Source organism: Paenibacillus sp. 2003 (assembly GCF_031455635.1).
Taxonomy (GTDB): domain Bacteria; phylum Bacillota; class Bacilli; order Paenibacillales; family Paenibacillaceae; genus Paenibacillus; species Paenibacillus amylolyticus_B.
This window is the reverse complement of sequence record NZ_JAVDTB010000009.1, coordinates 143,337-166,202: the sequence shown is the minus strand read 5'-3', so window position 1 is coordinate 166,202 and position 22,866 is coordinate 143,337. Positions and strand designations below refer to the sequence as shown.

Sequence of the window (22,866 nt, the reverse complement as noted above, 5' to 3'; positions counted from 1 at the left end):
TCCTGTTCAAACGGTTGTTATAGTGTCCAGTTAATTTTGACGCGCAGATCCGTAGTACCTTCCATTTTGGACACATAATAAGATATCGATTTCATGCCAAGCTGGTACAAATCCTGCAAATCTTCAATCAGTCCAGCCTCCGTACCCTTGTACCTGAACGTGAGCGAGGTTCCGCCTTCCTTCAGTGTACTTTGAACCTTGGTCTTCAGCGCAGCATGGCCTTTGACGGCATCCTGTTCATCATACAGGGAATAGTCCAGAGCGTGGTACAGCTTCTGATATGCGGCTTTTTTGCTATCTCCGGCCTTCACCAGCTTTAATAAAGCTTCTCGATATGGGGCTGGCGCAGCGGGGTACTTGCTTTTGCCTGTCCAGATATGGTCACGTGCCATCTCATCATCACTCAGCAAATAATAGCTGTGGCTAACCTTACCTTTGCGGTCAGGGGTAGGATCATCCCAGGTGGTGTCCATGTGATACCACTTGCCGTCCAGGTTCACGATATTCCAGGCATGAAGCTGCCCGCCCGCTGTACCTTCCACAATCCGGTTATCGATACCTACTCGCTCCAGCATCCGATAGGCCAACAGTGAATATCCCTGACATACGGTACTGCCTGTAACAAGCCCGTCGTAGGCCGTATATTTCTTGAGCGAAGTATCGTAGGAAAGGTTAAGCACAATCCAGTCATGGATGACCTTGACCTTCTCATGATCCGTCATGCCTGGTTTGATGATTTCTTTCAACACGTTTGTGACTTTACGATTCACATAATCGGTCTGTTCCTTGGTCTCCCGATAGGAGAGAGTCACGTGTACTTCGGCGGACACATTGGAGCCTTTATAATTAAATGCATAACTTTTAACGGTATATTGGATATAGGGGTCACTCTTCATTGCCTCATCGATGGAGGTTTGTAATTGTTTTTTGAGGCCTTTCACATTGCCTTTGTATGTAAAAACAAGTTCCTCCGTTCGCTGTGACATTGCGGTAAGCAAGGTCTGGCGCAAATCTGTTGCCGTGGATATATCTGATGTCCCTGATGCAGCGTATAGTTGATCCAGATCAACCGTACGTGGTAACGCTACAGCAATCAGACAGCCTGCCAGCAGTATGGTGATAATTCGTTTCCCGTTCTTACCCATGAAAGGAACCCACCCTTCTTTGCAAAGTTCTCACGCCCTATTGTATCACAAAAGGCTCTGTCGTCATTCTTCTATATCATTTCAACTAAAGAATATTTACACTAACACTCCGATGTCAGAACAACTTTCCGATCGCTGTGTAAATGTTAGTTGAAATTATATAATTTTTGTAAAAATCAAATCAAAAGAGACCTTCTATGGAAGGTCCCTTTGATCTTCAGTTCAATCAATCACGATTACCCGTTATCTTCATCCTATGATTCGCTTGGGCATGATATGAGTGATTCCTCGTCTAATACAGGCGATTACCACTCATAAACGTATCTGTCTTACCTTGAAGCTTCGCCAGCCGTTCCAATACCTGTGACGCTTCAGCTACCGTCACTTTGCGTGCAGGCATGAACCGTCCTTCAATCGAAGGAAGCAATCCCAGCTTCAGACTCAGGGAAACCGCTCCCTTACTTGTAATGGCACTGGCATCCGCAATGTTGGGAAGATCCGATGGCAACGTATAGAATCCGGCCAGCTTCTCATAACGTAAAATACGTACGAGCAGCACTGCCAATTCTTCACGGGTCATCTCTTCTTGCGGGTTCAGATTCTGTTCTGGGTCCGCTCCGGCAAGCCAGCGCTGATCGATTAATGCCCGAACTGCCTTATAATACGGGCTGTCAGGTGTCACATCAGCGTATAACTTGTCATCTCCGTCCCCACTGTAGTACAGATCCATATTTGGATTAATCGCTCTTGCCAGATAGTTAAACCAATCTCCTCGGGTGATCACACGATCCGGGAATACGCGTCCCTGCTCATCAGCAAGCAATACGCTATGCTGTGTCATATTGCGTAGAGCTGCTTCGGCCACATGACCCAAGATGTCCGTAGGTTCAGCCTTGGTTGCAGAGCTTGTGTCCCCGTATAAAAGCTTCCACTCTCCTGTGTTCGCATCCAGCGCTTCATAGTTGCCATAGATCGAATTCTCATCACGTGTAGGCATATAAGCAAGGTTCACCCCCGCTGGGATGACTTGACCACCGTTCGTACCATATCCGCCATAACGGGAATATGCTAGGATCAGCTTGAACTCCTCCAGATAGAGTGCCTTAGCCTCTTCATAACTGATGGCTGGCTTAACATCTGCCGGCAGTTGTTCAAGCGTTGCCGCAATACGCGTATAGAACTCGTTAATCGTCCCGTTGTTCAACACCTGTACTTGTGCCGTATCTTCCTTAACCGGAATTCCGTTCAGATAACGCTGGAACAAAAATGTGCGAGCATCATCCACCTCAATCACATTAGCCAGTCGGAACTGCTCCGTTGCGTCTGGAACTAGCGCAATTACCGTGTCCATCGCCAGTTTCTCAGCCTGCTTCCGGGTTAACAATTTGCCTGCCTCCACCTCAGCTGGCTTCTCCTGTTCTATCTCCGGTCCCATTCGTTGCATCATCGTATAACTGTAGATCTGCCCGGTAACTGCATCTACCTGTGCTGAGATATCCCGCATGAACATATAGGACATATTCGCACTTCGATCGCTCCAGCTCAGACTCCATACCTGACTGTTCGGACTTGAGTAATATCCCTTGCCTAACTGGCTATGTTCCAGCTTATAACCCTTGGGAATGTCAAAGTTCGTTGCGACCCGATTGGCGGCCTGCTGAACATTTAACCTCGTACCATTGGCCGGCACAAAAGGAGTTACATCACCTTTCAACTTCGTATCCTGCTGCAAAGAATCTTCATCCACAGCTTTACCTGTTAATGTATTAATCCGTTCCAACGTATTGGCTTCAATCGGAACGATACTGATATTTTTCGGTGTATATGCAAGGTAATACTGCTGACCCTGTTTGGAAGATAAACGATCTTTGGCGATATAAGCCAGTTCCACATCGAACTGTTCTTCAAACTGCTGTCTGGCCTTCTCTTCTGAAGCTGCCGGTTTCGATGAGGGATACTTGGCTTCGATAGTACCTCGTGAGTAACCTGTCACCAAACCACTTTCATCCACATTAATGTAGACTGTCTCTGCGTCAGATAACAATCCATCATGTTTTAACTGGTACCCGTATCGATACTCTGTTCTGCCAAACAATGACTCTTGTTCGATGGAAGAATACAGATCTCCAAGCGGAGCATATTCATTGTCCTTAAGACCTGGAATCGCTTGGTACAACAGTGCCACGGCCTTTTCTTCAGCTTCAGCTTTGGTTAGCTTCACATCCGATTCCGAGACATGTTTGTCCAGGATATCCGACGGCAAATGTACACTTAACACTTCCCCTGTGCCTGCATGTACAGTTCCACTGAATCCCGACGTATGATTGCCTTGTGTAATCTGAAATCCGATCTCCCACGCCTTGTAGTCTGGCGGTGGATAGGAATTAGGTGAATCGAATCGTGCAGATGAGATCGTTGCTTTTTTTAATAATGGAAATAATTTCAGTATATTTTCACTGGCTTGCCTGGATGAGATTTTTGCTCCCTCAGGCACGTCATTGCTCGTTGCGTCTAGTTGTTCATTTTCCCCCGTTGTCGCTTCGGTCAACTGTTCTGCTTGCGCGGCTGATGCACTGCCTGCAAAACCTGGTGTTTGCGAAGCAAGCAGCAGTGTTGCCATCGCTGCGGTTGTTGCTTTGGTTGCGAACATTTTCAAACGTAAATTAAACTTCCAATTCAAACTCAAATCTCGACCTCTCCCTTCAATTTCATACAAAGAAGCATAACAAATAACCTCGCATGAATATTGCCAGTCTATTCTATGATACCATAAGCTTCCTTTTTAATCGTCGTTTTCCGGGCAATTTAACAAATGTGAATTTCTGCATATTGCTAATAACAGCAAAAAAAACGCCAACCACGTTGGCGTTTTCTCTGTTAGCCTGCACTCTTATGTAGGCTGATTCTACCTTTTTAACTACTCGCTATAGACGAATCGTTCGGCTTCGCCTGACCTTGAACATGGGTTTTCAAAAAGGGAATAACGGTATCCCAGAAGGCGGGATCTTCCTCGGAACAACTGTGTCCTCCGCTGTTGACCCATAGGTGTTCAACAGGCGGATCGGCTTTGGACATAAAATATTCAAGCTCACTCGGGGGAATGAAATTATCTCCCTTGGAGTGCACCATCAGCATCGGCAGTTGCATCCCCCTGCGCCGTTCATTCAGCATCATCACCGGATCACGCTGACGATAGGATTTCAGAGATTCACCCAGTCGCCAGAACCAGATTCTCGGAATTAACTGGGCCAGTGGAAACAAGGGCAGACGCCGGCGTCTCAGCTCTGAACTGACGATTACCTCAAATTGCGAAGGCATCGAGTCCGTAATCACTGCTGATACAGGAATCCCCTCCGTCACTGCAAGAATCGTACCCAGTCCCCCCAAAGAATGTCCAAGTACTCCGATGGCATCCGCATCAATCTCTGGTCGTGCAGTCGTATACTGCAACGCCGCGAGCAGATCATCCCGGAACAGGTAGGCAGATGCAGCACGAACCGGATCACTGGCCCCATGACTACGCACATCATACATAAATAAGGCATATCCAGCTTCCCAGATCGGACGTGCGTAACGAAGAACACGGGAGCGATTGGAGCCCCAGCCATGTGCAATAATAACGAGCGGCCATGGCTTCGGAATGTCGGCTCTGGCCGGGATGAACCAGCCATGCACCCGACCTCCCCCACTGTCAAAGGTCACATCCTCAAATGGCATTGGGGGTGTGAGTGTGATTGGAATCTTTTTGGGCGTCTGGCTCTTCACCGCTGCCTTCCATAATCCACCTGCCGTTACTGCGGCCACGGCGAGCATGCCGCCTATCATTGTTTTAGCTTTCACAGGGCACCTCTCCTCTCCGAATTCTGGCATACATCCATCATAAAACAATAGAGTGAACGGCACGTTAAACGACATGGGTTTTTATGATAACGATTGATCCAACAACTAATTTAAAGGAACCATCATATATATACCCAAATATACATATCCCTCATCTGACGCTGGAATCTTAGGCTTCGGCTGCTTCCATAAATCTCCGTGCACATGCTGCAATCTGCTCATGGTCTCCTGCTACAAGGGCTTCTCGTGGTAAAAGTGCACTTCCCAGACCTACGGCAGCAGCACCTGCTGCATAGTAGTCAGCAATATTCTCCAGTGTGGCGCCGCCTGTTGCCAACAACGGGATATGGTTCAGCGGAGCTTTAATCTCCCGCAGATACGGTATGCCCAGGCTCGCCATCGGAAACAGCTTCACAACACGTGCTCCTGCTTCATGGGCTGCGACAATCTCCGTAGGTGTCATGGCTCCAGGCCAGATCTCGACACCATGTTCTACAGCATATTCAATGACAGACAGATCGACATTGGGGGACACCAGAAACTGTGCTCCTGCAGCGACCGCTTCCTTCGCCATCTGCACATTCAGTACCGTACCCGCTCCAATATAAGCCTTTCCTTCATGTCGCTCACGCCAGTCTGCAATAATATCATGTGCTCCAGGTGTGTTCAGTGTGACTTCCATCAGTCGGATGCCACCACCTGTCATACCTTGTCCAGCTGTTACTGCCGCTTCGCGGCTTATACCACGCACAATTGCGACCAGCCTCGACTCCAATAGAACTTCCGTCAAATTCATATCCAGTTCCCCTTGCTTCATCAATTCGGCAGCCGAAGACAGGCAATCATGGTCACCGCTTTTCCGTTACTATTATTGTAAAGCATATCCTCCCCTGGATGAAATACATTAATCCATTTCCGAAGTGAATGCGTCTGTCACCAACTCTATGATGTACTTTTATCACAATGCAAAAAACCTCTCCATGGAAAGGGCTGATTCACCCACTTAATTCCACGAAAGAGGTAGTATTTCGACTGAAAATACTAAGCATTTTCCAACACGTTATCCTTCTCCAAATCTTTAAAGTAACGATCGTTATATAACATGCTCGGATGTGTTGGATGATAGGCGAGTGCGATATCATTATGTTCCCGGGCCTTAGCACGGTTACCCATCCGGTCATAACACACACATAGTTGCAGATGCGGCATCCAGGTCCAGGCTGCTTCATTCAGCACTACCATAGGATCATCAGGACGTACAGCACGAGTCGCCTGTTCATACCAGAACAGGGCCTTGCGATAATCTTCACGGTCGGCAAAATAACCACCCAATCGACAGCAAATCTCGGCTCTTGGCAAATCATAGGCAAATGATCGGAACAACGCCGTGACTTCCTGTTCCGGACGTTCAAGTGCAGCTTCACAATCCGCAATTTTCTGGCAAGCAGCAATCTGATCTTCCACCCAGCCCAGCCCGGTATCCAGAAACTTCTCATAGTACTTCACCGCATCCTCATGCTGTCCATGGTCCTTCAGCTCATTACCGAAATAGTACAAGTCACGCGGCCCGAATTCCTCTCCGGCCTGTTCCCTTTTGCGATAGATCCGCAGATTCCGATCGGTATACTCCTTATCTTTCTTATGGGTAACCGCTATATCACTATGCAGCAGATTGCCCGCTACAGCCAGATATTCATGCACCGCGCCAATCCAGCGAAATTGCCGATCCCGACGCACCAGACGATTCCGGCGCAGGCTGTAGGCTACCTTGCCATCTGCTGTGAATGACAGATTGTAATCCATCGTGACACTATCAACATCCGGGTCCAGCGAACGTTTCAGGGCAATAAGCTTCGCCCGATCTTCCGCTTCAAATACATCGTCGGCATCCAGCCACAGAATATATTCGTTCTTCGCCTGATCGAAGGCAAAGTTGCGTGCTGCTGCAAAGTCATCCACCCATTCAAAATCAACGATACGATCCGTATATCTGGAAGCAATCTGACGGGTACGATCCGTTGAACCGGTATCCACGATTACAATCTCATCGGCAATGCCGTTGACCGAGTCCAGACATCTGGCGAGCGAAGCTTCTTCATTTTTCACAATCATACACAGGGTAATACTGATTGTCTCTTCGCCTCGTCTAGCCCTGCGGTTAAAGGCGGATACCCCCGGCAGTTCGGACAATCGATAAATGTGGTACGCGGGGAGATGAGTATCGACGAACAAACGAAAACCCAGTGCTTGAGCACGGATGCAGAAATGACGGTCTTCGCCCCAGAAGGATACATTCGGAATCTGGTCATATGAAACTCCTGCTGCCAGAACATTTTTGCGAATAAGGGTACACGCCCCTAGCCCTCCAACTTCATAACAACCCGGAATCCGTAGCTGATTCAGAAAAGCAATCGTTTGTGTGCCCTCGTCCTCCGCCTCGGTTCCGTCTACTGTTTTGCCACCGCGGCGATACAAGGCATACTCATCTTGCAGCCATACCTGTGGCATTTCCCTGGCATCCGGCTGCCAGCGGGTCCAAAAGATATTGGATACAATGTCTTTGCCACTCGATACAAGTTGCTCCAGCGTCCGCGGATGCAGCACCAAGTCAGAATCAATCAGGAAAACCGCATCGTAGTGATTGTCGCGTGCATATTGCAATATGCGATTTTTCAAACCAGCTACACGCCAAATCTGCTCATCCTGCCAATAGTGTCCTCCCTCATCCTTGGTGTACACCCCTTTGTTGTCAGAACTACCGCTGCCACGTTCATCTGCTTGAATAACCTTCCCTTCATGCTGAAGCACAAATTCACCCAATATATTCGATGCGGCTTCTTCCACGTTATCGTCAACAAACAGATAATCCGTCTTCACCGTTGTTCGTTCCAGTGCATGCAAAGAATCCAGAAATTCACGGAGCACCGGAGTTGTCTGGCGAACCGGGCTGGCGATCAGTATTCTTTCCTCTTTTTGATTCTCTTTCTCATGTGAATTCAGCTCTATTTGAGGTTGGGATTCTTCTTGCGATTTGCGTAACGGGTCTTTCTTCAACGTGCTCACCCCCTCTCCTTATTCGAACCATGCCAACAGTCGTGGCTCTTGATCCAATATCGATTCGTACTGTTCTTTCCAACCGTATCTTGCTTCAGGGTCCAGTGCTTGATAGCGCTCATATTTGCGGATGCGGTCTTCTTCCCGCGCCCAACCATAGTGCTTCACCCGGGGAGCATGACATCCATAGGACCAATGCTGGATCGTTAACGGAAAACGACCACAATGCTGGGGTGTCTCCTTCCATTCATAGCTCATCCCCGGGTGATAACGAATCAGAAATGGCCGATAATAGGCATGCGCCTGCCAGAACTCATCTTCCCGGTAATGCGTCTCACTCCACATATCAAACAATCTGAAATAGATCGCATCTTCATTGCCACTGAGCAGCAGATCCCGTACCAACCCAAAGTCATTGGTTAGAATCTCATCCGCATCCAGATTCAAGATCCACTCCGGATCGGTCGCCACGGTCTCTTTCCATTGTTGTTTTCTCAGGCTTACCTCGTCTGCAAAACGTGAAGCAGCGTTCTCCACTAATACGAGTGGAATACCGTCCAGAAGTTCCCTGCACAGCGCGACCGTTCCATCTGTACTTCCGTCATCAATGATTACTGCGCGATCAATCCAAGGACGATGTCTCTCCAGTGCCTGCCTGAGATAACGATTCTCTTCATTACGAACGATCATCGATAAGGTAATATGTGGTCTTCCATGTTCCTCATGTCCATCCAAAGCTTCACCCCCATGCTCAAGCTTCTACCTATTAAAATGTCGGACACACGATGCCTGGACGAATCACAATCCTCTATTCCCAATCTATGCAGAGCCGGAATGCGGATATGCAGGCCAAGTAAACCTTTCATGGGGTTAATCTTGATGAACGACAAAAAAGCACCCGCCTTCGCGGATGCTTTTAAATGTAATCACAAGATTAATGTAGTGAAATAAATGAATTAACGGTATTCAGCCAAACGATCATTGAGACTACGTGTCTGTCCATAGACTTCCTGGTACAGTGCAAACAGTCCATCATAGACGGCAACCGTTTCCGGGTTCGGCTCATAGGACTTCGCTGGACGAATAAACGCTGTTGCACATTCCTGCAGTGATGGGAACCAGCCACAGCCATAGGCAGCCAGCATCGCTGCCCCCATCGCAGGACCCTGTTCGCTCTCCAGCTTCACAATCGTGGCGTTAAAGACATCCGCCTGCATTTGCAACCAAGCTTCGTTCTTGGCACCGCCACCAATGGAGATGACTTCATTGACTGTTTTGCCTGCACCACGCAGAATATCAATGGACTCGCGCAGCGAGAAGGTAATGCCCTCCATCACCGCACGTCCAAAGTGCTCCAGCTTGTGTCCTGCATCCATACCGATGAAGCTGCCACGGATATTCGCATCCGGATGAGGTGTACGCTCCCCAACGATATATGGTGTGAACAACAATCCGTTGCTGCCCGCCGGAACCTGATCGATGCCCTGCAAGAGCACATCAAACGATTTGTCCGCTGCAAACGTATCCTTGAACCAGGACAAGCTATATCCTGCGGCAAGCGTTACCCCCATAATATAGAAGGCATCTTTCTCCCCGTGATTGAAAAAGTGTACTTTTCCTTCGAAGTCGAGATCTTTACGCTCTTCGTAGGAAAGCACAACCCCGGACGTTCCGATGCTGCACATCGTCTGTCCTTCACTCAGAATGCCTGCGCCAATGGCACCACACGCATTATCCGCACCACCTGCATATACTTTCGTCGCAGCCGCCAGACCCGTTTGATCCGCAATCTCAGGCAGCAACGTGCCCACTTCCTCAAACGATTCCACAAGACGTGGACAAAGGGAGATCGGCAGCTCGAATGCTTCTGCAATCTCGTTGCTCCACTGCTTGCCTGCAACGTCCAGCAGCAAAGTTCCCGCTGCATCGGAATAATCCATAGCGTAATCCCCGGTCAGGCGATAACGCACATAGTCTTTTGGCAACAGGAATAAGGATGCTTGCTGCAACAATTCAGGCTCGTTCTCCTGAACCCACAGAATTTTCGGCAAGGTAAAGCCTTCCAGTGCACGGTTCCGGGCAATACTTAACAGCTTGCTGTCCAGCACTTTTTCGATCCGGCGACACTGAGCCGTTGTACGTGTATCGTTCCACAGGATTGCGTTACGCAGCGGTTTACCTTCTGCATCCACCAAGACCAGTCCGTGCATCTGACCGGAGAAGCTCAATCCCTCGATTTCCGAAGGCTGCACGCCAGACACTTCCAGCAACTTGCGCAAGGAAACGATCGTCTGCTCTACCCAATCTTCGGGATTTTGTTCGCTGTATCCGGCCTTGGGCTGGTACAACGGGTATGCCTCGGATGCTTCAAATGCCACTTTTCCTTCACGATTGACCAACACGGTTTTGACCGCGCTGGTTCCCAGATCGACACCAATTACGTAACTCATAGGTTAACTCCTCTCGTTTGTAACAGGATTGTATAAATGAAACCTTGATGCTCATGTAGTCACTCCTTGATCAGAAAACCCTTGGATCGCCGTTACCCCCGGATTTCCTTTATACCCTTTAGCAAGGGTGAAATCCGGGGATAAATGCGACCGCTTTGCTTCCTCGGGTCCTTTCTGATCTCTTCGTTTAGCATGCAATTATTCATTTATATCAAAAATTTAAAAACCGCGTTGTTTGTTTAATCAAAAAACCGCCCCCGTCTTCCCAAGGGAAAGTCGGGGACGGTCCGAATGTCATGCTTGTTCAGGCGTTCCATGGTACAAGCTAATCTTGTGCATAGGCTAGTTTGGACACTAATATCCAACACATATGAGTTGAGTAACCATCGGTGGTCGACGTGCACCAACCCTGCCTAATGCGCTATTAGTCAGCCAAGATATACTGGTTGAGTTGTGCTCTCAGCAATTCCTGACGTCCGGATTGGTTTTTGCGTGGGCTTTCGTTGTTCAGTGCGTACTCAGCAAGGGAAGCAAGTGTTGCTTTACCTGCAACCACATCTGCGCCAATACCTTCGCTGAAGCTGCTGTAACGTTTTTCGATGAAGTCATCGAACACGCGATCTTCAATCAACTTCGCTGCTACTTTCAGACCTTTTGCATACGTGTCCATACCTGCGATGTGTGCCAGGAACAGATCGTCAGCTTCGAAGGAACCACGACGTACTTTCGCGTCAAAGTTCACACCGCCACGGCCGATACCGCCGTTTTTCAATACTTCATACATGGTCAACGTAGCATCGTACATATCAACCGGGAACTCATCCGTATCCCAACCGATCAACATATCGCCTTGGTTCGCATCGAGGGAACCGAGCATGCCGTTTGTACGAGCAACACGGATTTCGTGATCAAATGTATGACCAGCCAGTGTAGCATGGTTTGCTTCCAGGTTAAGTTTGAAGTGTTTGTCCAAACCGTATTTTTGCAAGAAAGCAATGGAAGTTGCTGCATCATAATCATATTGGTGTTTTGTTGGCTCTTTTGGTTTAGGCTCGATCAGGAATTGTGCATCAAAACCAATTTCCTTCGCGTAGTCTACAGCCATGTGGAACATACGAGCAATGTTGTCTTGCTCCAGTTGCATGTCTGTGTTCAGCAATGTGTCGTAACCTTCACGACCGCCCCAGAAGACATAGTTTTCAGCTCCTAGACGTTTACCAACTTCCAGACCTTTTTTGATCTGTGCTGCAGCGTGAGCATACACGTCTGCGTTGCAAGTGGATGCTGCACCAAACATGAAGCGTGGGTTCGAGAACATGTTTGCTGTGTTCCAGAGCAGTTTTTTGCCGCTGGATTTCATATGATCTTCAATCAGATCAACAACGGTATCAATGTTGCTGTAAAACTCGCGCAGGTTGTTGCCTTCTGGTGCAATGTCCACATCGTGGAAACAGAAGAACGGGAGATTCATTTTTTCCAAAAATTCAAATGCCGCTTCCACGCGTACTTTCGCGAGGTCCAGACCCGAGTATTTATCCCACGAACGAACAGCTGTCTCCGCACCGAACGGATCACTGCCGCCTGCAGTTAATGTATGCCAGTAAGCCATACCGAAACGGAAATGTTCTTCCATCGATTTGCCGGCTACCACTTCTTCCGGATTATAATGTTTAAAAGCAAAAGGATTCTTGGAATCTTTACCTTCAAATGCAATTTTATTAACGGATTCAAAATAGGCCATGTGTAAAATGCCTCCTCAATAGTTTTAAGAAATCGTTTACACCGTTATCCTATCACATCGAATTTACTTTGTCTATTGGTTAAACAAAGTAAAATAAAATTGTTTTTTACAGGTTTGTTTACGCTATAATAGTCGAATAACTTGTTTCGGATGTGGGTCAGAACCCTTTTATCAGAAGAATAGGAGTGCCTTAACCATATGAAAATTACCGGAGACCAGATGCTGGTCAAAAAAATAAACAAGTCGATCGTTCTGGATACGATCCGGCGCCATGCCCCTCTTTCTCGCGCACGAGTGTCCGAGGTTACGGGGCTGAACAAAGCAACGGTATCCAACCTAGTTGCTGATCTGATCAGTGATGACCTGGTACAGGAGATTGGCCCTGGTGAATCCAGCGGCGGACGTAAACCACTCATGCTGCTGTTTCGAGGGACGTCAGGCTATGCAGTCGGTCTGGAACTCAGTGTGACCCATTTGAAAGGCGTGCTTACAGATCTCGAAGGACACATCATTACAGAGTACGCAGTGACCTTGGAACATCATGACGTCTCCTCTGTACTGGAGCAATTGAAATTGGCAGCAAAACAGCTCATTGAAGCAGCTCCTGCTTCCCCTCATGGTGTAATTGGTATTGGCATCGGGGTGCCGGGCATGGTGGATGAGGCAGGAACGGTCCTGTTTGCACCCAACTTGGGGTGGGAGAAAGTAGCTCTGCGCTCGATGCTTGAAGAAGAATTTGAACTGCCTGTAACGATCGATAATGAAGCCAATGCTGGTGCCCATGGAGAGCTGAATTTTGGGGCAGGTATCGGTGTCCGTCACATGATCTACATCAGTGCAGGCGTGGGGATTGGTTCAGGCATCATGGTGGATGGTGAATTATACAAAGGTGCGTGGGGTTACGCAGGGGAAACAGGCCATATGTCCATTGAAGCAGAAGGTCTTCCCTGTTCCTGTGGTAATCGTGGTTGCTGGGAGTTATACGCATCGGAAAAAGCCTACGAGCACCCGGATCATCAGCTAAAATTACCTGCTCATACCACACGCGAGCTTATTCATCATGCGGAGCAAGGCCACGATGCTGTTCAAGAATTATACAATACGATTGGACGCAAACTGGGGATTGGCATTACCAATATCGTTAACAGTTTCAACCCGGAACGTATTATCATTGGTGGTCCGCTCTCTGAAGCAGGTCCCTGGATTGAAACAGCGTTAAAACAAGTTGTCGAGGAACGTACATTACCTTATCACCGCCGAAGTTTGCAGATTGAATGGGCAGCTCTGGGCAGCCGTTCCACCCGCGTTGGTGCCGCTTACTCTGCGATATCCCAGTTTTTAGGAAAAATCAGGGTGTCTGTCTAATAACAGATGAAAATTGACATCATTTCGCCCCATTTCCTCCCTTTTTGTTAAAGAAATCCAGATGTATAATGGGGTTATGTGATTTTTATCATGGCTGTGTTAATCAAGCTGTGTTAATTCCGATAATGAAACGGAGTGAAAAAAAGCGTGACCTACGTGGATACTTCAGATATCTCGGCGCAAATGTTTGTCACCGTACTCCTGTTCCTGATTGTGCTTGCGCCCCTGTTCAGCCTTGGCATACTCCGATTGTTCCAGAGCAAAAAGAAGGCTGGTTTCATGTACATGCTGTCAGGAGTGCTGGTGTATGTTGTATTTCAGACTTTCATGAGTATTTTTTTCTAGATCATATCTGCATTTGCACAAAAAACCGTCCCCTTCCGGGTACGGTTCTTTCTATATCCTAACGGCTCGCGAAAACCGGAATTGCATATGAATCGAAACGTTCTTCAACACATAATAATTCAGATAATAAGCCTGATTTAAGCGTCCAATGCTTTAGCAAATTGAGTTTTGTTCATACCCAGAATGCGGTGTTCCCCAATTACAGTCAATGGCACGGCACGTACGCCCATGTCCCATACTTGTTGTGCAAATTCATCGCTAGTTTCGATGTTGCGCTCTTCATAAGAAATACCTTTGTCAGCCAGGAACGTTTTTACGGATTTGCAGTTAGGGCAGTTCGTTGATGTATATACAATTACGTTTTCCATGTTTAATTCACCTCATATGGTTTTATATTAATCTATAGTTTGTTTGGAATCAGCTCATTCTATTACAGAACAACTGCGCTGTGCTCCAAACTTTCAATGTATTTCTCTGTGTCCATGGCAGCCATACATCCGCTACCTGCAGCTGTAATCGCTTGTTTGTAACGTGTATCCTGAACGTCACCACATGCAAATACGCCTGGGATGTTTGTCTCGGATGTACCTGGTGTAGTCAGGATATATCCATGTTCGTCCGTAGTGATCTGTCCACCAAGGAAACCAGTGTTTGGTGTATGACCGATCGCTACGAATACGCCGCTTGCCGGAATCACTTCTTCTTCACCTGTTTCGTTGTTCAACACTTTCAGTCCGGTTACGCCGTTGTCGCCAGCAAGTACTTCGAGTGGTGTACGGTTCAAAGCCATCTCTACTTTTTCGTTGCTGCGTGCACGATCCTGCATGATTTTAGAGCCACGCAGTTCTTCACGACGGTGTACCAGCGTTACTTTGGAACCGAAACGGGACAGGAAGCTTGCTTCCTCAAGAGCAGAGTCGCCACCGCCGATGACAATGATTTCTTTGTTACGGAAGAAGAATCCATCACATGTTGCACATGTGCTGACACCGCGGCCTACATTTGTTTCTTCGCCAGGAATACCGAGGTATTTAGCAGATGCACCTGTAGACAGGATCAATGTTTCAGATACGAGTTCACCCATACCTTCAACTTGAATCTTGAATGGACGCTCGCTCATATCGATGTTGTTCACCCAGCCTGTGCGGAATTCAGCACCGAAGCGCTCAGCTTGTTTACGCATGTTGTCCATTAGTTCAGGACCCATAATACCATCAGGGAAACCTGGGAAGTTCTCCACTTCAGTCGTTGTTGTTAGTTGGCCACCAGGTTGTGGTCCTTCAATAACAAGTGGGTTCAAGTTGGCACGTGCCAGATAGATTGCTGCTGTCAGCCCTGCAGGGCCTGTTCCAATAATAATTGATTTATACATGTATAGTTCCTCCCCCGGGTTCTGCAAAAAGGTTAGACCCTCCGGCATCAAAAGCTTAGGCTTTTGCATACACTAGAACGAAAAGCCCACATCATGTCCACAAGACCTGCCTGTGAAATGACAATGGCCCTATGCAGAAACGGAATTCTAATTTATAATCATTCTAATCTGTTGTTCATTATGATCTCTTTTATGTACGGTGTCAATGCTCGGCAGCGATTATGAAGAAGTCTTCATCAGGAGGGAAAATGGAAGCATGAACGATGCACTCATTGGCAGTTTTATATCAGCCATGTCTACCGGCCTAGGGGCCGTACCGATTCTATTTATGCGCAAAATATCGCACCGTCTTCGTGATATCTTGCTGGCATACGCCGCAGGCATTATGACCTCGGCCTCGGTGTATAATCTCATTCCGGAAGCGCTTGGCCAATCGAATCTCTTTGTACTTGCATTTGGTATTATGCTTGGTAGCCTGGTTCTACTGGTGCTGGAGATGAAGATTCCACACGTCGATCTGGAGAATCCCGAGAAAATGCCTTTTAAAATTGAAACCAAAGCCTTCATGATTATTGCAGCCATCACCATGCATAACCTGCCAGAAGGGTTATCCGTAGGAGTTAGCTATGCAAGCTCGGATGAGAACCTGGGCAATCTCATTGCCTTTTCCATCGGATTGCAGAATGCACCGGAAGGCTTCTTGGTGGCCCTCTTTCTCGTGAACCAGAACATTGGCCGCTTCAAAGCGCTGGGTATTGCTACATTGACCGGAGCGGTAGAGATTATTACAGCTATGATTGGTTACACCTTGAGCAGTCTCGTAGCTGGTCTTGTGCCTTATGGTCTGGCCTTTGCAGCTGGTGCGATGATGTTCATTGTTTATAAGGAACTTATTCCCGAGAGTCACGGCGATGGCAATGCACGTGTGGCGACGATGTCCTTTTTGCTCGGGCTCATCACGATGATCGGTCTGACCGAATTGTTTTAATTGAAGACTAAAGAACCCGAGCGAACAGTCCAAGACTGTCGACCGGGTTCTTTGTTTTGCCACAAATGAAGATTCCATGAAATTACTGGGACCGTCTGTCAGAGGCATTATGCCCTCTCCTGATCAGGATTGGATGAAACGAATCAGTTCCGAATTGAATTTTTCCAATTCATCATAGAATGCACCATGACCGCTCTCTTCAAAAGCAATCAGTTGAGACGAAGCGATGCCTTGGTGCATCTGCTCGGCGAACTCAAACGGACAGATCTCATCTTTTTTCCCGTGCAAAATGGCTGTTGGCACCTGAATCGAACTCAGGTCACCTCGCAAGTCCTCATCCCGCAACGCAATTGCACTGCGAAAGGTACCATAAGATGAAGCTTCCATGCCGAGAGCGTGGAACCAATCCATGAATGGCTGGCTGTGTTTCTTCGCGAAGAACATGCCGCCAAACGTCTCCAGCAACTTCGGACGATCTGCAAAGATCGGCTCAATGATCTGCTCGTTCAGCTGCTCTGGAGTCAATCCATACGGATAACCTTCACGCTGTGTGAATACAGGTGCTGCCGCAGATAACAAGGCCAGCTTGGAGACACCATGTCCCTTATGGCGAGCCATGTAATGTACTGCGATCGCTCCACCCATGGAGAATCCTGCGAGTACGGCGTCTTTCAGGTCCAGATCATCAATAACGGCACGAACATCATCTGCCATGCGATCATAATCATATCCTGTGGAAGGCTTATCCGATAAGCCATATCCTCTAAAATCTATCGCAATGGCACGAATGCCATGGTTCGGCAGTACATTCAACTGATATTCAAACATTTTATAATTAACAGGCCAGCCGTTCAACCAGCAGCATACTACCAGCGAAACCAATTAACCATCTTCCTCTCCAAATCTGATTACCGTAGCAGCCTGAGCCCATTCAGAATAACCAGAATTGTACTGCCTTCATGACCTACCACACCCAAAGGCAATGCGACGTCTTGGAGAAAGTTACCTGCAATTAAGGCCAGAATAACGGTGATGGCAAAAAACATATTCTGTTTCACCGTACGCTGAGCTCGACGAGCCTGCCCAATGACCCAAGCGATCTCTTCAATGTTATCGTTCATCAGTACCGCATCAGCGACCTCCAGTGCAGTTCCGCTGCCGGACAATCCCATCCCCATACCCACAGTAGCTGCTGCAAGTGCTGGTGCATCATTTACGCCATCCCCTACCATCAGCACAGGACCATACTGTTTGCGGAGCACTTGGATCTTCTTCACTTTATCTTCTGGCAGCAAGTCTGCATAGACCATGCTTACCCCAGTTTCATGCGCAATCACAGAAGCTGATCTGGCCCGATCTCCTGTTAACATCGCAACTTTTACACCCATGGCTTCCAGCTTTTTCACTGCAGCTGCTGCCTGTGGCCGTACGGTGTCCCGCATGGCGATCAGCCCAACTAATTCACCATCAGTCATAACAACGGATACGGTTTTCCCCTCCCCCTCAAGTCGGGAGCATATATCGTTCCACTCCAAAGATACCTTTACAGGGTTAACACCCTGTTTATCTGAACCATCATTGTTACCGTCCTTCATCTCCTCTGACTGCATTGATCCCAGTACATCTGTTTTGCCAATGCTCCAGACCACACCATTTATAGTTCCTTCGATACCCCAGCCTGTTAGAGCCTGGACGTGCTCCGCTTCCTGAAGTGTAATGTTCTCCATGTTCGCCTGATCTACGATGGCACGAGCCAAAGGATGCATGGAGAGGTTCTCAATTGCCGCTACCGCAGCTAAGAGCTGGGCGCGATCTACATTTTCAGATGTAATAATATCGGTGACTTGTGGGGTGCCCATGGTTAATGTACCTGTTTTGTCAAAAGCCACAACCCGCGTGCGAGCCATATTCTCCATATGGGCACCACCCTTGAAGAGAATGCCACGGCGCGCACTGCTGGACATCGCGGACAACATAACAGGCATGATGGAAGACACCAACGCACAGGGTGAAGCAACAACCAGAAATACCATCGCTTTATAAAATGCCTCATTCCATGTCCAGCCAAGCAGCAGTGGAGTTCCTGCAATCACAAGTAAGGTCACCCCTACAACAATGCGCGCGTAAATCCCTTCAAACCGCTCCATAAAACGCTGGGAATCCGGCACTTCTGCCTGCGCTTCTTCCACCATTTTAATGATTTTGCCAAACAGTGACCCTTCAGCCGATTTTGTAACCTCTACGTATAAGGCACCCTCCCCGTTTACCGTACCTGCATAGACTTCATCCCCCGCAACTTTGTCCACAGGCAGGGATTCTCCGGTGATGGACGACTGATTGATAAAAGAACTCCCCCGGTACACGACACCATCTGCTGGGATGAGTTCTCCCGGTTTCACCAACAGCAGATCACCCTGCTGGAGATCATCAATAGCCACAAGGTTCATCTGTCCATCCTCAATACGCAGTGCTGTCTCCGGCTTCAGCGCGAGCAGCGATGATATATCCTTATGACTGCGCTCTGTCGCATAACTTTCCAACGCACCACTGAGTGCAAAAATAAAGATCAGCATCGCGCCTTCATTCCAGTAACCGATGGCTGCTGCCCCAAGGGATGCGGCAATCATCAGCAGGTTTACATCCAGATCACGGTCCTTGACCAGTGTCCCGATGCCTTCCTTCGCTTTGGTCCAGCCTCCAACGGCATAGGCCACAATGTAGAGCATGATGGATAAGGTACCAAAATACGGTGCAGTTCCCCAGGCAATCAGCATCAACAGCCCGCTGCCCAATGCTGATTGCATCTCTTTATTCTGCACCATGGCTCGAAAATCAGGCTTCTTGCCCCGATTGGGGCCAGGTGTTTGGGACGAGCGTTGTTCTGCTTGTTTCTGTCTGTGTAGAGGTTGATGTATCACTTGCATATGAATCACGATCCTTTCGAATGTTAGATTTGCGGATGAGAGGCTGCCCCTTTCCGCTCCCAGAAATGAAGTTGTATTGAGAATGAGAGCCATTGTTAATGCCCTAAAAATGACACATGCTGCTGCGGGAATCCCGCAGCAGCATGGTTTTGTGAATGATTTTACAATAATCTCGAATGAGAATGATAATCATTTTTGTGCTTATACAATTATTTTTACCCAATACAACTTTTAATCAGTATATGCCTGTGATCCTCATTTGTAAATGGCCTTTTTTCAATGGTTACTCATAAATGCGTGTTCAAAAAGACAAAAGCCGCTGTCCCGGAGGACAACGGCTTTAACCATCTATTGATATTCATATGACCTGTTTATGACATATCGCTTAAGAGATTGTTTACACATCCACCCAATGCCATCTATGCGCCTACACTTGCTCCCTGACTTGCTTTGATGGCTTGCTCCAGATCATAGATAATGTCTTGAATGTTCTCGGTGCCAACAGACAGACGAATCAACTCCGGGTTGACCCCTGCTGCAGTTTGTTCATCTTCGGTCAATTGCGCGTGAGTCGTACTTGCCGGGTGAATGATCAGTGACTTGGAATCGCCCACGTTTGCAAGGTGAGAGAACAGTTTAACATTTTCAATCAATTTACGACCGGCGTCCGCACCACCTTTGATTCCAAAGGTCAGAATGGCGCCCTGCCCTCTTGGCAGATACTTCTGTGCAAGCTCGTAAGAACCGTGGCTCGGCAGACCTGCATAACTTACCCAAGACACATCCTCATGTTTCTCAAGGAATTCCGCAACCGCAAGGGCGTTGCTACTATGACGCTCTACGCGCAGATGCAATGTCTCCAGTCCCTGCAGCAACAACCATGAGTTAAATGGAGAGATCGTTGCACCCAAGTCACGTAGAAGTTGTACACGAGCTTTAATAATATAAGCAATAGGTCCAACCGCTTCCGTATATACAACACCGTTATAACTGGAGTCCGGCTCCGTCAATCCAGGGAACTTGCCACTTGCTTTCCAGTCAAATTTTCCGCTATCCACGATAACGCCACCAATGGATGTACCATGACCCCCAATAAATTTCGTTGCAGAGTGAACGACAATATCTGCGCCATGTTCGATTGGACGAAGCAGGTACGGACTTGGGAACGTATTATCCACGATCAAAGGAATCCCATGTTCATGAGCGATGGCTGCCACCGCTTCAATATCCAGTACATTCCCCTTTGGATTACCGATCGTTTCGGCATACAATGCTTTCGTTTTCTCCGTAATCGCTGCCCGGAAATTCTCAGGATCACTGGAATCCACAAATTTCACGTCCAGACCCAGTTTCGGCAAAGTTGTCGAGAACAGATTGTATGTACCTCCATACAAACTCGCCGAAGACACGATCTCATCGCCTGCACCAGCAATATTCAGAAGTGAAAACGTAATGGCTGCCTGACCAGAAGCTGTAGCCAACGCTCCAGCTCCGCCTTCCAACGCCGCAATCCGTTGCTCAAACACGTCGGTTGTTGGATTCATCAGACGGGTATAGATGTTGCCAAACTCTTTCAAACCAAACAAGTTAGCTGCATGCTCGGTGTCCTTGAATCCATAGGATGTTGTCTGATACAAGGGTACAGCTCGTGCGTTGGTGGTTGGATCAATCTCCTGGCCTGCATGAATTGCCAATGTTTCAAATGAAAGCTCACGTTCGTTTGACATAAATCTGAATCCTCCCTCGATATATACGTTCTTTAAGTTCATGGTGTCTTCGCATGGTGGCGTATGTTTTCCATATTCTCTCACAAGATGTCGCATTTGAAAAGACTTATTTCCGATTGTTCCGATAAGAAAAATTAAATATGTACACTATTTATTTCTGTACTAAAAAAACCTTTGCCCTCGCAAAGGTTTTTCAGCTACTTTGGCTTAGGTATGCAATACCGAAGCCAGGGTTTTGTTAGACCCGAACTGCACTCCATACTTCACGCAAATGTTTGGCCGCAGGTACAGCTTCCTCCGCAGTTACGCCTTCAAGTGAAATATCGATATGTGGCTTATACGTTTTTAGCAATTCAAAAAATAATGGGTAATCCAGTATCCCTGCCCCAGGTACCGGATTAAACTTCTCTCCCTGTGCATCAAAGGCTACATCTTTGGCATGGATCACAATCATGCGCTGATACAGCGATTCCATCACCTTGCGCAAGAAAGCCCCTTGATCTGCAGCATGTGGTTGCTTGATCAGATTACACGGGTCGAACAGCATCCCCAGATTCGATGAAGGAATCTCTTCAAACAAACGTGTCATATGTTCATGGGTATGAAGAGTATGTGTCGACACAGGTTCAATCGCCGCATGCACGCCCCATTTCTCCGCTTCCTCAGCCAACTCCTCAACCGTTTCTTTCAGCACACTCCACGCCTTCTCTTCATATCCATCCGGATGCGTATCCTGATAGGTATCCAAGCCGCCGGTCTCCGTTGCTACCATGCTGCAACCAAAATCCCGGGCATAACGAAGATGCTCCTTGAATCGATCAATGTCCGCACGTCGTCTTACCAGATCAGGGTCAATCGGATTAATATAACAGCCCAATACCGCAATCTTCACCCCGCGCTGTGCAAATTGATCTCCGATCTCATTTGCCAGTCCAGGGCTGAGCTTGCCATTCGATGAGTCCACATCTGATAATGCTTTGGCCAGCGCCAGCTGTACGGAATTAAATCCGTTATCCGCAATCGTCTGCGCAAGCTGTGCTGTAGGCTGTTTGCCAAATGTATGCGCCAGAATACCAAGTTTCATCTCACTGCCTCCTTATGCTAATCCGATTATCAAACGATTAACGTGCCATCCAGCCGCCATCGACATTCAGCACATGACCATTCAGATAATCCGAAGCGGCAGATGCCAGAAAGACAACCGGCCCTTTCAGATCTTCAGGTGTTCCCCAACGCCCAGCAGGAATACGGGCTGTAATATCCCGGTACCGATTCTCGTCCGCACGGATCTGGGTAGTATTATCGGTTTCCATATAACCAGGTGCGATACCGTTAATCTGGATTCCCTTCCCTGCCCATTCATTGGCGAGTGCTTTGGTTAAACCGGCAACGCCATGTTTACTGGCTGTATATCCTGGCACATTGATCCCACCTTGATAGGACAACATGGATGCAATATTAATGATTTTGCCACTTCCGCGTTCAATCATATGTCTGCCTGCCAATTGGCTTAGGAAAAATACAGTGTTCAGATTCAGACCAATGACATCATGCCAGTCCTGCCCTGCATGATCAGCCGCAGGAGTGCGACGAATGATTCCGGCATTGTTGACAAGAATGTCAATTCTCCCCTGGAATCCAAGCGCCTGTTCGAACACAGCTGACAACTCATCTTCACGACTCAAATCCGCTTCAATCACATAAGCTTTACGTCCGAGTGCTTCAATGGCACTTGCCGTTTCCGCAGGCTTGGAATACGAGACCAGCACCACATCAGCACCTGCTTCTGCCAAACCAATGGCCATCCCTTGTCCAAGTCCTCCCGAGGTACCTGTCACCAGTGCAACTTGTCCGCTTAAATCAAATGGGTTCATGAATGATTCCTCCGCATGGTTTTGATATGCAATTCTTAGAG

18 protein-coding genes are annotated in these 22,866 nt (G+C 47.8%); 3 read left to right on the top strand and 15 right to left on the bottom strand.

All coding sequences use genetic code 11. The annotated features are described in order from the left end of the window. Positions 1-17: 17 nt before the first annotated feature. The 8 genes from J2X75_RS25955 to xylA form a co-directional block, all read right to left on the bottom strand. On the bottom strand, positions 18-1,145 hold the full coding sequence (locus tag J2X75_RS25955; RefSeq protein ID WP_062836448.1) for a transglutaminase domain-containing protein: 1,128 nt from the start codon (positions 1,143-1,145) through the stop codon (positions 18-20). Positions 1,146-1,437: 292 nt separating this feature from the next. Beyond that, on the bottom strand, positions 1,438-3,831 hold the full coding sequence (locus J2X75_RS25950; protein ID WP_310341705.1) for an S-layer homology domain-containing protein: 2,394 nt from the start codon (positions 3,829-3,831) through the stop codon (positions 1,438-1,440). 227 nt (positions 3,832-4,058) lie between these two features. Further along, positions 4,059-4,985: an alpha/beta hydrolase gene (locus J2X75_RS25945; protein ID WP_307542116.1), complete on the bottom strand. Its 927-nt coding sequence runs from the start codon at positions 4,983-4,985 to the stop codon at positions 4,059-4,061. A 169-nt stretch (positions 4,986-5,154) separates the two neighbouring features. Further along, positions 5,155-5,781, bottom strand: coding sequence for a bifunctional 4-hydroxy-2-oxoglutarate aldolase/2-dehydro-3-deoxy-phosphogluconate aldolase (locus J2X75_RS25940; protein WP_310341702.1), 627 nt, complete (start codon positions 5,779-5,781; stop codon positions 5,155-5,157). Positions 5,782-6,026: 245 nt separating this feature from the next. Further along, positions 6,027-7,097 carry a glycosyltransferase gene (locus J2X75_RS30405; protein ID WP_397384321.1) on the bottom strand — a complete coding sequence of 357 codons (1,071 nt, stop codon included), beginning with the start codon at positions 7,095-7,097 and terminating at the stop codon, positions 6,027-6,029. A 960-nt stretch (positions 7,098-8,057) separates the two neighbouring features. Then, positions 8,058-8,774: a glycosyltransferase family 2 protein gene (locus J2X75_RS25930; protein ID WP_310341698.1), complete on the bottom strand. Its 717-nt coding sequence runs from the start codon at positions 8,772-8,774 to the stop codon at positions 8,058-8,060. A 221-nt stretch (positions 8,775-8,995) separates the two neighbouring features. Beyond that, on the bottom strand, positions 8,996-10,489 hold the full coding sequence (xylB, locus tag J2X75_RS25925) for a xylulokinase (protein ID WP_310341695.1): 1,494 nt from the start codon (positions 10,487-10,489) through the stop codon (positions 8,996-8,998). Between the two features lie 424 nt (positions 10,490-10,913). Continuing rightward, positions 10,914-12,230 carry a xylose isomerase gene (gene xylA, locus J2X75_RS25920; RefSeq protein WP_310341693.1) on the bottom strand — a complete coding sequence of 439 codons (1,317 nt, stop codon included), beginning with the start codon at positions 12,228-12,230 and terminating at the stop codon, positions 10,914-10,916. Between the two features lie 198 nt (positions 12,231-12,428). On the opposite strand from xylA, the gene J2X75_RS25915 reads away from it, so the two are divergent. Together J2X75_RS25915 and J2X75_RS25910 are read left to right on the top strand one after the other, a co-directional pair. Next, the gene (locus J2X75_RS25915; protein ID WP_150364785.1) at positions 12,429-13,595 is read left to right on the top strand and encodes an ROK family transcriptional regulator; all 1,167 of its coding nucleotides are present in this window, start codon (positions 12,429-12,431) and stop codon (positions 13,593-13,595) included. A gap of 147 nt (positions 13,596-13,742) precedes the next feature. Further along, positions 13,743-13,940 carry a hypothetical protein gene (locus tag J2X75_RS25910; RefSeq protein ID WP_053779005.1) on the top strand — a complete coding sequence of 66 codons (198 nt, stop codon included), beginning with the start codon at positions 13,743-13,745 and terminating at the stop codon, positions 13,938-13,940. A gap of 137 nt (positions 13,941-14,077) precedes the next feature. Here the strand turns inward: J2X75_RS25910 and J2X75_RS25905 are convergent, their stop codons facing one another. After that, the gene (locus J2X75_RS25905) at positions 14,078-14,308 is read right to left on the bottom strand and encodes a glutaredoxin family protein (protein WP_036668031.1); all 231 of its coding nucleotides are present in this window, start codon (positions 14,306-14,308) and stop codon (positions 14,078-14,080) included. A 62-nt stretch (positions 14,309-14,370) separates the two neighbouring features. Beyond that, complete coding sequence (gene trxB / locus J2X75_RS25900) at positions 14,371-15,312, bottom strand: thioredoxin-disulfide reductase (protein WP_036668032.1); 942 nt, start codon at positions 15,310-15,312, stop codon at positions 14,371-14,373. 256 nt (positions 15,313-15,568) lie between these two features. Here trxB and J2X75_RS25895 point away from each other — a divergent pair, with 256 nt between their 5' ends. After that, positions 15,569-16,300 (top strand): ZIP family metal transporter, encoded by a 732-nt coding sequence (locus J2X75_RS25895; RefSeq protein WP_036606933.1) that lies wholly within the window; start codon positions 15,569-15,571, stop codon positions 16,298-16,300. 123 nt (positions 16,301-16,423) lie between these two features. Here the strand turns inward: J2X75_RS25895 and J2X75_RS25890 are convergent, their stop codons facing one another. From J2X75_RS25890 to kduD, 5 genes are all read right to left on the bottom strand, one after another. After that, complete coding sequence (locus J2X75_RS25890; protein WP_310341671.1) at positions 16,424-17,182, bottom strand: alpha/beta fold hydrolase; 759 nt, start codon at positions 17,180-17,182, stop codon at positions 16,424-16,426. Between the two features lie 26 nt (positions 17,183-17,208). Continuing rightward, positions 17,209-19,224: a heavy metal translocating P-type ATPase gene (locus J2X75_RS25885; RefSeq protein WP_310341667.1), complete on the bottom strand. Its 2,016-nt coding sequence runs from the start codon at positions 19,222-19,224 to the stop codon at positions 17,209-17,211. Between the two features lie 419 nt (positions 19,225-19,643). After that, positions 19,644-20,951, bottom strand: a complete 1,308-nt coding sequence (locus J2X75_RS25880) for a homocysteine synthase (RefSeq protein WP_310341663.1) — start codon at positions 20,949-20,951, stop codon at positions 19,644-19,646. Positions 20,952-21,189: 238 nt separating this feature from the next. Further along, on the bottom strand, positions 21,190-22,035 hold the full coding sequence (locus J2X75_RS25875; RefSeq protein ID WP_310341660.1) for a sugar phosphate isomerase/epimerase family protein: 846 nt from the start codon (positions 22,033-22,035) through the stop codon (positions 21,190-21,192). A 37-nt stretch (positions 22,036-22,072) separates the two neighbouring features. Further along, positions 22,073-22,825, bottom strand: a complete 753-nt coding sequence (kduD, locus tag J2X75_RS25870) for a 2-dehydro-3-deoxy-D-gluconate 5-dehydrogenase KduD (protein WP_310341657.1) — start codon at positions 22,823-22,825, stop codon at positions 22,073-22,075. Between the last annotated feature and the right edge of the window lie 41 nt (positions 22,826-22,866).